8 protein-coding genes are annotated in these 11998 nt (G+C 64.0%); 4 read left to right on the forward strand and 4 right to left on the reverse strand.

Features of this window, described 5'->3' with window-relative positions; all coding sequences use genetic code 11:
• The 3 genes from QUG03_RS12520 to uvrA all read right to left on the reverse strand — a co-directional run.
• Window positions 1–521, reverse strand: a 521-nt coding sequence (locus QUG03_RS12520) for a cysteine peptidase family C39 domain-containing protein (protein WP_500820131.1), incomplete at its 3' end; no start/stop codon positions are given.
• A gap of 341 nt (window positions 522–862) precedes the next feature.
• Complete coding sequence (locus tag QUG03_RS12525; protein ID WP_081545504.1) at window positions 863–1309, reverse strand: VOC family protein; 447 nt, start codon at window positions 1307–1309, stop codon at window positions 863–865.
• 142 nt (window positions 1310–1451) lie between these two features.
• Window positions 1452–4283, reverse strand: a complete 2832-nt coding sequence (uvrA, locus tag QUG03_RS12530) for an excinuclease ABC subunit UvrA (RefSeq protein WP_500820132.1) — start codon at window positions 4281–4283, stop codon at window positions 1452–1454.
• A gap of 177 nt (window positions 4284–4460) precedes the next feature.
• On the opposite strand from uvrA, the gene QUG03_RS12535 reads away from it, so the two are divergent.
• The 3 genes from QUG03_RS12535 (at window position 4461) to QUG03_RS12545 (ending at window position 10937) form a co-directional block, all read left to right on the forward strand.
• Window positions 4461–5822: an MFS transporter gene (locus QUG03_RS12535; RefSeq protein WP_253314424.1), complete on the forward strand. Its 1362-nt coding sequence runs from the start codon at window positions 4461–4463 to the stop codon at window positions 5820–5822.
• 47 nt (window positions 5823–5869) lie between these two features.
• Window positions 5870–6343 carry a single-stranded DNA-binding protein gene (locus QUG03_RS12540; protein WP_107800189.1) on the forward strand — a complete coding sequence of 158 codons (474 nt, stop codon included), beginning with the start codon at window positions 5870–5872 and terminating at the stop codon, window positions 6341–6343.
• 703 nt (window positions 6344–7046) lie between these two features.
• Window positions 7047–10937, forward strand: coding sequence for an amino acid adenylation domain-containing protein (locus QUG03_RS12545; RefSeq protein WP_500820133.1), 3891 nt, complete (start codon window positions 7047–7049; stop codon window positions 10935–10937).
• 192 nt (window positions 10938–11129) lie between these two features.
• On the opposite strand, the gene QUG03_RS12550 is transcribed toward QUG03_RS12545, so the two are convergent.
• Window positions 11130–11489, reverse strand: coding sequence for a translation initiation factor Sui1 (locus QUG03_RS12550; RefSeq protein ID WP_500820134.1), 360 nt, complete (start codon window positions 11487–11489; stop codon window positions 11130–11132).
• Window positions 11490–11642: 153 nt separating this feature from the next.
• Here QUG03_RS12550 and QUG03_RS12555 point away from each other — a divergent pair, with 153 nt between their 5' ends.
• Entirely contained in the window at window positions 11643–11966 is a 324-nt protein-coding gene (locus QUG03_RS12555) for a thioredoxin family protein (protein ID WP_107800193.1), read from the forward strand.
• Window positions 11967–11998: the final 32 nt, after the last annotated feature.

An 11998-nucleotide genomic window follows, 5' to 3' on the forward strand; every position in this document is an offset into this window, starting at 1 on the left:
CGGTTGACCAGCACCTTGTCCATCACCACCTGGAAGAACAGCGGCGTCACCAGCGCGAACAGCTGCAACACCAGCGATACCGCCAGCACTTCCAGCAAGAGCTTGCGGTATTTGACGATGGCCGGCACGAACCAGGTGAAGTCGAACTTGGCCAAGGCCCCCGCCGCCGACGCGCGCGAGGCCATCAGCAGCAGCCGGCCGGCGTAGCGCGCCGTCAGCTCCGCCTGGCTCAGCACTTGCGGCCGGCCGTGCTTGAGGTCGTGGATCAGCACTTTGTCGCCGTCGCAGCGGGCGATGATGAAGTGTTCGCCGTCCGGCCGCAGCGCCAGCGCCGGCAAGGCGGTCAGGCTGAGGCGGTCCGGGCTTTGTTTGACGATGCGGGCTTTAAGGTCCAGGCCTTTGGCGGCCAGCAGCAGGTCGGTTTCACTGAAGGGTTCGGCCTGGCGGCCGTATTGGTGGGTGAGTTGCGCCGGGTCGGCGGCTACGCCGTGGAACTGGGCCAGCAAGACCAGGCCGAGCAAGCCCAGATCCTGCCGTGCTGAAAGCGCTTGATCGGAGTCCTCAGACGAAAGCTCGGGAAAAGATGTGGAAAGTTCCATGGCGGCAACACAAATTTACGATTTGCGAGAATTTGCCCACCAATGTCATATGCCGTCAATGTATCTAGTCAATATCCGGCAAAGTCTCTGCGACAAATACAACAATCTATTTCGCAACAATTAACAAGAAATTAATAATAATTGAGAGGAAATTCATCGATACAGACATGATTAACATCATAAAAAAAACACAAAAAGAACACAAACAGGCAATAAAAAACCGCCGGCGCAAGACCGGCGGTTTTAGTTTCGGATGACGGTTGTCACTCCAGCTGTTCGTTCAGCTTGAGCTTGCCCACCAACCAGGTGTGATCGTAGCTGACGATCTCGAACGGATTGCCGAAGGGATCGACAAAGGACAGCGAGCAGAAAAAGCGATGGTCGCGCACGGAGTCCCGGGCGATGGTCTGGCCGTCGCGATTGGTGACGCGCTCGCCGGCCAGCTGGTCTATCCACTCCAGAAAATCTTGGCCGCTCACCACAAAGGCGATGTCGCCCTGGTGATTGGCCGCCCCGCTCTTGTCTTCGCTCACCGCCAGGCGCACCGCGCCGTTGGCATTGGCCAACATCACCGCTCCGTGCGGGCCTTCGCGCATGTGCTTGTAGCGCGGGTCCGGGGCCATGGCCAGCACGCGCTGATACCATTTCAGGGCCTTGGGCACGTCAGTCACACGAATGTGGATGTGATCGATCTTGCCTAAAGTCAGCATGACTTCCTCATATTGTTTTTGATGCGATGGCCCTTGGGCGACGCGCCGTCCAGCTGGGCTGGCGACGCTGTTCGCCCCTTGCCGCCGCCGGTATTTCTTTATAACAGCAAGCTGTCTATCCGCGCATTGTACTTGATTGCCATCAGCCTTGCTCGCGCTGCAACAAAGGCTGCAAATAGCGCCCGGTATGGCTGACCGGATTGGCCGCCACTTGTTCCGGCGTGCCGGTGGCGATGATCTGGCCGCCGCCGGCGCCGCCTTCCGGCCCCAAATCTATCAGCCAGTCCGCGGTTTTGACCACGTCCAGATTATGCTCGATCACCACGACGGTGTTGCCGCTTTCGCGCAGGCGGTGCAGCACTTGCAACAGCAGGTCGATGTCATGGAAATGCAGGCCGGTGGTGGGCTCGTCCAGGATGTACAGGGTGCGGCCGGTGTCTCGCTTGGACAATTCCAGTCCCAGCTTGACGCGCTGGGCCTCGCCGCCGGACAGGGTGGTGGCGCTCTGCCCCAGCCGGATGTAGCCCAGGCCCACATCCATCAGCGTTTTCAGCTTGCGCGCCACGGTGGGCACCACGCTGAAGAAGTCCAGCGCCTGTTCCACCGTCATTTCCAGCACTTCGTGAATGCTCTTGCCCTTGTATTGCACTTCCAGGGTTTCGCGGTTGTAGCGCTTGCCGTGGCATACGTCGCAAGGCACGTAGACATCCGGCAGGAAGTGCATTTCCACCTTGATCACGCCGTCGCCCTGGCAGGCCTCGCAGCGGCCGCCCTTGACGTTGAAGGAGAAGCGCCCCGGCCCGTAGCCGCGCTCGCGCGACAGCGGCACGCCGGCGAACAGTTCGCGGATGGGGGTGAACAGCCCGGTATAGGTGGCCGGGTTGGAGCGCGGGGTGCGGCCGATCGGGCTCTGGTCTACGTTGATCACCTTGTCCAGCTGCTTCAGGCCCTGGATGTCCTGGTAGGCCGCCGGTTCTTCGCTGGCGCCGTTGAGTTCGCGCGCGGTGATCTTGTACAGGGTGTCGTTGATCAGCGTGGACTTGCCGGAGCCGGACACGCCGGTAATGCACACCAGCATGCCCAAGGGCAGGTCCAGGGTGACGTGCTTGAGGTTGTTGCCGCTGGCGCCGATCAGGCGCAGCATGCGCTCCGGATCCACCTCGCGGCGCTCGCCGCCCAGCGCGATGCGGCGGCGGCCGGACAGGTAATCGCCGGTGACGGAATGGGCGCAGGCGGCCACTTCCGCCGGGGTGCCGGCCACCAGCACTTCGCCGCCGTGCTCGCCGGCGCCCGGCCCCATGTCCACCAGGTAGTCCGCGGCGCGGATGGCGTCTTCGTCGTGCTCGACCACGATCACGCTATTGCCCAGATCGCGCAGCCGCATCAAGGTGGTCAGCAGGCGGTCGTTGTCGCGCTGATGCAGGCCGATGGACGGCTCGTCCAGCACGTACATCACCCCGGTCAGGCCGGAGCCGATCTGGCTGGCCAGGCGGATGCGCTGCGCCTCGCCGCCGGACAAGGTGTCCGCGGAACGGGACAGGTTCAGGTAGTCCAGGCCCACATTATTGAGGAAGGACACCCGCTCGCTGATTTCCTTGACGATTTTCTCCGCCACCGCCTGTTTCTGGCCGCTGAAAGCCAGTTGGGCGAAAAAGCCGGCGGTGTCCTTCAGCGGCATCTGGTTGATCTCGTACAGCGTCTTGTCGCCGACGAAGACATGGCGCGCCTCCAGGCGCAGCCGCGAGCCCTGACAGTGCGGGCAGGGCTGGTTGTTCTGGTACTTGGCCAGTTCCTCGCGCACCGCGGAGGAGTCGGTTTCGCGGTAGCGGCGCTCCAGATTGGGGATGATGCCCTCAAACGGATGCGCGCGGCTGAATTTGGTGCCCTTCTCCGACATATAGCTGAACTCGATGCTGTCGCGGCCGGAGCCGTGCAGCACCACGTTGCGCACTTTTTCCGGCAGGTCTTCAAAGGCGAGTTCGGCCACGGAAAAACCGTAATGCTCGCCCAGCGCCATCAGCATCTGGAAATAGAACTGGTTGCGCTTGTCCCAGCCCTTGATCGCGCCGGCGGCCAGGCTCAGTTCCGGATGCGCCACCACGCGGCGCGGATCGAAGAAGGTGATTTCGCCCAGGCCGTCGCACTTGGGGCAGGCGCCCATGGGGTTGTTGAAGGAGAACAGCCGCGGCTCCAGCTCCGGCAGGCTGTAGGAGCACACCGGGCAGGCGAACTTGGCGGAAAACCAGTGCTCCTTGGCGCTGTCCATTTCCACGGCGATGGCGCGGCCCTCGGCGTGGCGCAGCGCGGTTTCAAAGCTTTCCGCCAGCCGCTGTTTCATGTCCTCGCGCACTTTCAGGCGGTCTATCACCACTTCTATGGTGTGCTTCTTGTTCTTGTCCAGCTTGGGCACGGCGTCGAGTTCAAACACTTCGCCGTCCACCCGCACCCGCACGAAGCCCTGGGCGCGCAGGTCTTCGAACAAGTCCAGATTCTCCCCCTTGCGGCCGACGATGACCGGGGCCAGGATCATCACCCGGCTTTCCTCCGGCAAGGCCAGCACATGGTCCACCATCTGGCTGACGGTTTGCGAGGACAGCGGCACGCCGTGCTCCGGGCAGTGCGGCTCGCCGACGCGCGCGTACAGCAGACGCAGGTAGTCGTGGATTTCGGTGACGGTGCCCACGGTGGAACGCGGGTTGTGGCTGGTGGCCTTCTGTTCGATGGAGATCGCCGGCGACAGGCCTTCGATCAGGTCCACGTCCGGCTTTTCCATCAATTGCAGGAACTGGCGCGCATAGGCGGACAAGCTTTCCACGTAACGGCGCTGCCCTTCCGCGTACAGGGTGTCGAAGGCCAGCGAGGATTTGCCGGAGCCGGACAGGCCGGTAATCACGATCAATTGGTGGCGGGGCAAATCCAGGTTGATGTTCTTCAGATTGTGCGTGCGTGCGCCGCGAATGCGAATGCTGTCCATATTGGAGCGTAACTCACCGTCGGTCAGGGAACCTGTTAATATACCTGACTTGGCAAGTCTGACTCCACCAGTCTTTAACGCGCGGCGTCATCCGGAACGGCGCCGGACCGTTACTAGAACCATGGGGCGCGGCCCGCAGGCCGCAGCCCGCCAGCAACACAAACGACGCACACAAGAATGAACGCAACAGAACTCCGGGCCAGCCTTGGCCTCGCCGGCATCTACGCCCTGCGCATGCTGGGCATGTTCCTGATCCTGCCGGTATTCGCCCTGTACGCCCAAACCCTGGAAGGCGCGGACAATCACACGCTGATCGGCATCGCGCTGGGCAGTTACGGCCTGACCCAGGCCCTGCTGCAACTGCCGCTGGGCATGCTCTCCGACAAGATAGGCCGCAAGAAGGTGATTTACGGCGGCTTGCTGCTGTTCGCGCTGGGCAGCTTCGTCGCCGCCGGCGCCCACGACATCGCCACCCTGACCGTGGGCCGGGTCATCCAGGGCGCAGGCGCCATTTCCGCCGCCATCACCGCGCTGCTGGCGGACCTGACCCGCGAGGAAAACCGCACCAAGGCGATGGCGATGATAGGCATGTCCATCGGCACCACCTTCGCCGCCAGCCTGGTGCTGGGGCCGCTCTTGGCCAAATACATCGGGGTCAACGGCATTTTCGCGCTCACCGGCGTGCTGTCGCTGGCGGCGCTGATCGGCGTCTGGCTGATCATCCCGGACCCGGTCAGCTCCCGCTTCCACTCCGACACCGAGGCCAACGCCAAACGGCTGCCGGCGGTGCTGAAAGACCCGCAGCTGCTGCAGCTCAATTACGGCATCTTCGCCTTGCACGCGGCGCAGATGGCGATGTTCGTCACCATCCCCTTTGCGCTGATCAAGACCGCGCATCTGGACAAGACCCAACACTGGCAGGTGTATCTGCCGGTGACGGTGATCGGTTTCCTGCTGATGGTGCCGGCCATCATCTACGGCGAGAAAAAGGCCAGGCTCAAGCAGGTCTTCGTCGGCGCCATCGCGCTGATGGCCGCCGCCCAACTGGGCATGGCGATGGCGCTGGACAGCTTCTGGCAGATCGTGGCCTGGCTGGGCCTGTATTTCATCGCCTTCAATATTCTTGAAGCCACGCTGCCGTCCTTGATTTCCAAGATCGCCCCGGCGGATGCCAAGGGAACCGCGATTGGCGTGTATAATACCGCCCAATCCCTTGGCCTGTTCCTGGGCGCGGCCGTCGGCGGCTGGCTGTACACCCGCTACGGTCCGGCCGGCGTGTTCGGCTTCACCAGCCTGCTGATGCTCACCTGGCTGCTGTGGTCGCTGGCCATGCGGCCGCCCAAGCCGGTGCGCTCGGTGATGTATCACATCGGCGAGGACTGGCGTGGCGACGCCGGCGACCTGTCCCGCCAATTGGCCGGCGTGACCGGCGTGCATGAAGCCGTGGTCGTGTTGGAAGACCGCGTGGCCTACCTGAAGGTATCGCAGCGGCAGTGGGACGAGGCGACGGTGCAGCGCCTGATCGGAGCCACGTTCTGAGCTGCGGCGACAGGCCAAATATTTAGATTTTTATTCGGAGACATCTGATGAACAGCATCACCTTTGACGGCCGTCTGGCCGCCGACGCCGAACTGCGCTACACCCCCAGCGGTGAGCCGGTACTGTCGTTCCGCGTAGCCAGCGACATCGGCTTTGGCGAGCGCAAGAGCACCAACTGGTTCAGCTGCCAGGTATGGGGCAAGCGCGGTGAATCGCTGAAGAACTACCTGGCAAAAGGCCAGCAAGTAACTGTTTACGGCCAACTGACCCTGCGCGAATGGCAGGACAAAGAAGGCAATAAACGCCTGTCCCCGGACGTGCGCGTCAATGAACTGAGCCTGCAGGGCGGCCGCAATGAAATGGGCGGTTCCGGCGGCGGCATGAGCGGCGGCGGCATGGACGATGGTTACGGCTACAACGCCCCGGCCCCGCGCCAGGAAGCCCCGCCCGCGCCGCGCCGCCAGGAGCAGCGCCCGGCGCCCAAGCAACTGGACGACATGGACGACGACATTCCGTTCTAAACACCGGATCGTCACTGTCAAACAAGACCGAAATACAGGGCGCCGTCAGCGGATGGCGCCGGATTTCGGTCTTTTTCTTTGCTGTTTCGCCCTAACTCCCGCCCGCCCCGCTTATCCGGGCCGGAGGCAAGCCGGACTTGAACACCACGCTGGTAAGCGCGTCAGCGTCCTCCTCTGTTCGCCAATCGGCATGCATCGCCCTCCCGCCGCCCCTGTCCGCCGCCAAGCCAGGGCGCAGCTTGCTGCGCCGCATCGTACTATCTCGGAACATTAAGCGCCTGCCGTGTCTAGCTTTGGCTGTACTTGAGCCGATATCGACGCTCTCAAAATGTGCGTTTGCACAAATGAGACAAATCCACTTCGCCGACATATGTCGAGTGAATTTTACTGTGTCAATTTCATGCTGTATTGATATAATTTCCACGTATTATCAAACCGACATATTCGGCCTGTCTTATACGACATGTGCAGGGCACCCATGAAAAACGCCGCATCGCGCACCGTACTCCGTCAGCCACGCCAATCCACGGCGTCGCCAACCGACCCGCCCCTCTCCGGGCCTATCCGCCGCCCGTAAAACCCATCCCGTACTAAAGCCGCAACGATAGCGGCGACGCGTCCTTCTTTTTTGTCGCGCCTTCATTCGCCCTTAACTTTATTTTAAATAAACATCAACAACTGTAAAAACCATATTGGAAACATTATGCTAGACGATAAATCGATCTGCCCGCTGAGCGCCGCCCAGCAGGAAGTCTGCCTGGCCATCGGCCAGGAAGGCCGTAATCTCCATTATCACCTGTGCGATGTGATCGAATTCACCGGCGACTTGCAGGCCCCGCTGCTGGAACAGGCCATCAAGACCGTGTGCAGACAAGTGGAAACCCTGCGCGCCGCCTTCGAGACGGACGCGGTCACCGGCCAATACCGGCAACACCTGCGTCCCGAATTGCACGACGCCTATTTCTCCTGGCGCGACCTATCGGATGAAGCGGACCCCGAGCAGGCCTACGCCGCCATGCTGAACGGCTTGCTGGCCGACGATATGGACCTGGCCCAACAACCGCTGATCCGGTATCTGATCGTCAAACTGAGCGACCGTCGCCACCGCATGATAGAGCTGGGCTCCCATCTGGTGGTGGACGGTTTCGGCCACGCCATCCTGTTCAAGCACATCACCGATTGCTATGTCCGGCTGGCGCGCGGCGAAGCCATCGAAGCGCTGCCGGCGCAGCCGCTGAGCCAGGTGTTCGAGGCGGAACAGGCCTATCGCCAGAGCGAGTCCTATCTCAAGGACCAGTCTTACTGGCGCCAATACTGCCTGGACCTGCCCGACGCCACCCAACTGGTCCCCGGCGACGCGCCCCTGCGCAAGCTGAACCGCCTGCGCAAGGCCTTCTCCGGCGCGGCGGTGGACGGGCTGCGGGAAACCGCCGGCCAACACCGCCTGCGTCTGTCCAGCCTGCTGCTGGCGGCCTGCGCCACCTATCTGCACCGCATGACCGGCCAGAGCGAACTGGCGGTGGGCATGCCGGTGGCGGCCCGTCAGCTGAAAGCCCTGCGCGAGATTCCGGCCATGGTGGCCAACATCCTGCCGCTGCGCATCTCCTTCGCGCCGGAGGCCACGGTGCTGTCGGTTGCGGCGGACATCCAGCGCCAGCTGCGCCGCCATCTGCTGCATCAGGGCTACCGCTCGGAGGCCATGATCCGCGACCTGTACGCGGAACGCGGTCACAAGCCACTGTTCAACACCCTGCTCAATATCGTGGCTTATGACCAGGAAGTGAGCTTCGACGGCTGCGAAGCCACGGTGCAGAATGTCGCCAACGGTCCGGCCGATCATCTCGGCATCGACATTTTCGACCGCAACGCCGACGGGCGGCTGGAGATAGGCTTCAACGCCAACGCCGATCTCTACCCGCTAGAGGCGCTGGAACTGCACTATCAGCGGATGATCCTGCTGCTCGAGCATTTCGTCGCCAACCCGGAAACCCTCGCCGCGGATTACCAACTGCTGCTGCCGGGCGAACGAGAACGCCGCTATCCGCTGCCGGCGCGCGCCGACGCGCAACCGGTCTTCGCCGACGCCTTCGCCGCCTCTGCGCTAAGCCACGCCCATCGGCCGGCGCTGCGCCAGGGAGAGCGCGAACTCAGCTACGCCGAGCTGGACGAGCGCGCCAACCGCCTGGCCAGCCTGCTGCTGACGCGCGGCGTGCGCCCCGGGGACGATGTCGCCGTCATCGTGTCGCGCAGCATAGAGTGGGCGGTCGCGGCCGTTGCGCTGTTCAAGCTGGGCGCAGGCTATGTGCCGGTGGACCCCGACCTGCCGGAAGCCCGCATCGAATACATTCTGGCCGACGCCTCGCCGGCCGCGGTCATCGTCGCCGGCGGCGGCGCCGTCAAGGCAGGGATCGCGCCGGAAAAACAGCTGCTCCTGGACGCCGCGGCGTTGGACGCGCTGCCGCCGGCCACCCTACCGCTTCCCCGCGTAGACCCCGCCGCGCCCGGCTATTTGATCTACACCTCCGGCTCCACCGGCAAGCCCAAGGGCGTGGAAGTAAGCCACCGCAACCTGGTGCCCATCGCCGACACCGCCATCCGGGCGGCGGGGCTGCAAGCCGGCCAGCGCGTGCTGCAATTCATCGCCGCCGGCTTCGACATGTCGGTGCTGGAAATCATGATGACGCTGCTGGCCGGCGCCACCCTGGTCATCTGCGACAAAGTCGCCAGCGCGCCCGGCAAACCGCTGGCCGCGCTGGTCAAACGGGAAAACATCAAGCTCGTGGTCATGACGCCCAGCCTGCTGGCCTACCACCAGACCGAGGACTTCCCGCAAGACACCGTCCTGATGCTGGGCGGCGAGCCTTGCACGCCGGCGCTGCTGGCGCGCTTCTCCCACTGCCGCCTGCTCAATGTCTACGGACCGACCGAAACCTCCTTCGCCACCTCGATCAACGCCGACTACGGCGACGGCGACCTGTCCATCGGACCCGCCACCGCCAATACCCGGCTCTATGTGGTGGACCCGCGGCAGCGGCTGCTGCCGCCCGGCGCCTGGGGCGATCTGTTCATCGGCGGCCCCGGCGTGGCCCGCGGTTACCGCAACAGCCCGGAGCTGACGGCCAAAGGCTTCGTTCCCGATCTGCTGGACCCCGCCGACACCATGTATCGGGCCGGCGACCGCGTGTTCTTCGACCACACCGGCCGCATCCACTATCAGGGCCGCCAGGACAATCAGATCAAGCTGCGCGGGCTGCGCATCGAGCTGGACGAAATCAAGAACGCCCTGCTGGGCTGCGGCGGCGTAGAGGACGCCGTCGCCTTGCTGCGGGACCTGCCCCACGGCCCGGCCATCGTCGGCTATGTGGCCAACCAACAGCTGGACCTGGACAGCGAAGGCCTGAAACAGGCGCTGAGCCGGCAATTGCCGCATCATATGATCCCCAGCGTCATCATGGTGGTGCCCGTCTTCCCGCTGACGCCCAACGGCAAGCTGGCCACCGGCGAGCTGCCGACGCCGACGCTGCTGGACGACGGCGAACAGGCTCCGCCGCGCACGCCTGAAGAGGAAATCATGTGCCGCTTGTTCGCAACGGCGCTGGAATGCGGCGAGGTCTACGCCAATCAGAATTTCTTCGCGCTGGGCGGCCATTCGCTGCTGGGGCTGCAACTGATCAACCGCGTCAGGGAAACCTTCGGCGTCTCGCTGGGCATCGCCGACTTCCTGGCCGCCCCCACGCCGCGCCAGCTGGCCCTGCGCCTGCAACGGCCCGCCGCTTTCAGCGATCCTTTCGACGCCATGTTGCCGCTGCGCGTCCAGGGCGGCCGCCCGCCGCTGTTCTGCATTCACCCGGGCGGCGGCATCGCCTGGCCCTATGCCGGCCTGCTGCCCTTCCTGCCCGAGGACCAGCCGCTGTACGCCATCCAGTCGCCGATACTGCGCGACCCGGAACGCGTCGTCGAATCGCTGGACGAACTGGCGGAGGAGTACCGGCAACGCATCCAGGCGGTGCAGCCGCAGGGGCCGTATCAGCTGGCGGGCTGGTCGGTGGGCGGCAATCTGGCGCTGCGCCTGGCCGCCATGCTGCAGGCCGACGGCCACGAAGTCAGCTTCCTGTGCATGTTCGACAGCTATCCGCTGCAGGGCGGGCCAGCCTCGCTGAAACTGGACGACGCCACCATCATCACCCGCATGACCCGGGCCATCGTCGGCGCGCCACGCGCCGGCATCAAGGGGCTGAAGAGCGCAATGGAAGAAGCGCTGGGCGGCAGCCAGGTCGGCGAGGAGTTTCTGACCCGGCTGGTGAACGACTCCAAGCTGATGCTGGAACTGCTCGCCCGCTGCCGCTACCAGCGTTACGACGGCGACCTGATCTTCATCCGCGCCACCACCGACATCCTGCGCCCCGAAGACCAGCAGCCGTCGCTCTGGCAGCCCTACGTCACCGGCAAGCTGATTGAGTACGAGGTGAACGCGCCGCATGAATGCCTGCTGCAACGCCAGTACCTGGAACAATTCGGCGCGCAATTCGCCGCCGAGCTGCAGCGACGGACGCCGCTCAGCCCCAGCCCGCAGCGGCAGGCGCAGCCGGCCTAAGCTCCATCGCCCCGCCCAGCCCGCGGCACGCCGCGGGCTTTTTCATTCCGGCGCAATCCCAAGCCGCTGTTCCAAAACCTCGCAAGCCAGCGCGAGACAAGGCCCTGCCGCTGAAAAAGCGGCAGGGCCGTACGGTGAAAAGCATTCCCGCCGCCTCGTCTCCGACAAGGCGCTACAGGCTTTGGAGCGCGTCTAGCCGCCGGCGCGCTTCACCGTCCAGCCGCGCTGCTTGAGCAAGCCCTGCACCTGCTCGCAATGATCGCCCTGGATCTCGATGACGCCATCCTTGACCGTGCCGCCGCTGCCGCAGGCGTTTTTCAGCTGTTTGCCCAGCTGCGCCAGTTCCTGCGCGTTCAACGGCGCGCCCTGAATCACGGTGACCGCCTTGCCGTTGCGGCCCTTGGTTTCCCTGCGCACCCGCACCACGCCGTCGCCGGCCGGCGCCTCCTGCTTGCCGCATTGGCATTGGGCGACGGCAAAGCCGCACTGCGGACACATGCGGCCGTGTTCGGTGGAATACACCAAGCCGCCGGAAACATTGCGCGATTTCATGAGTTCAAACCCCGAGCCATTGATGAAACGGCCTGCATCGTCGCGGTTTTGCCCGGCTTTGGCAAGCCCGCCCCCCCAGCCCTCTCATCACGGCGCTAGCAAATACGTAAGTCCTTTGGCATATTTAAAATCCACCCTTGCCCCAGCCTGACCATGGACAAGCTTTATCGCGACCCGGCGCCGGAACGCGCCGAACTGGATGCCCAGCCCGGCGTCACCGTGCTGGAATTCGGCGCGCCCTGGTGCGGCCACTGCCAGGCGGCTCAGCCTCTGATTCGACAAGCCTTGGCGGCCTATCCCGACGTCCGTCATTTGCAAATCGAAGACGGGCCGGGCCGCCGCCTGGGACGCAGCTACCGCGTCAAGCTGTGGCCTACGCTGATTTTCCTGCGCCACGGCCAGGAAACCGCTCGCCTGACCCGGCCGGCAACGGTGGAGGCCGTCAACAATGCGCTGCGGCAATGCCTGCAAGCCTGAAACACGGCCGCCCCTCCCCCCCCCACCAGGAG

This window comes from Chromobacterium sp. CCUG 30098 (genome assembly GCF_059916605.1).

Coding starts and splice junctions, on each gene's coding strand:
- QUG03_RS12550 (WP_500820134.1), bottom strand. CDS start 11,489: ATGAAATCGCGCAATGTTTCCGGCGGCTTGGTGTATTCCACCGAACAC.
- QUG03_RS12535 (WP_253314424.1), top strand. CDS start 4,461: ATGAACGCAACAGAACTCCGGGCCAGCCTTGGCCTCGCCGGCATCTAC.
- QUG03_RS12525 (WP_081545504.1), bottom strand. CDS start 1,309: ATGCTGACTTTAGGCAAGATCGATCACATCCACATTCGTGTGACTGAC.
- QUG03_RS12555 (WP_107800193.1), top strand. CDS start 11,643: ATGGACAAGCTTTATCGCGACCCGGCGCCGGAACGCGCCGAACTGGAT.
- QUG03_RS12540 (WP_107800189.1), top strand. CDS start 5,870: ATGAACAGCATCACCTTTGACGGCCGTCTGGCCGCCGACGCCGAACTG.
- QUG03_RS12545 (WP_500820133.1), top strand. CDS start 7,047: ATGCTAGACGATAAATCGATCTGCCCGCTGAGCGCCGCCCAGCAGGAA.
- uvrA (WP_500820132.1), bottom strand. CDS start 4,283: ATGGACAGCATTCGCATTCGCGGCGCACGCACGCACAATCTGAAGAAC.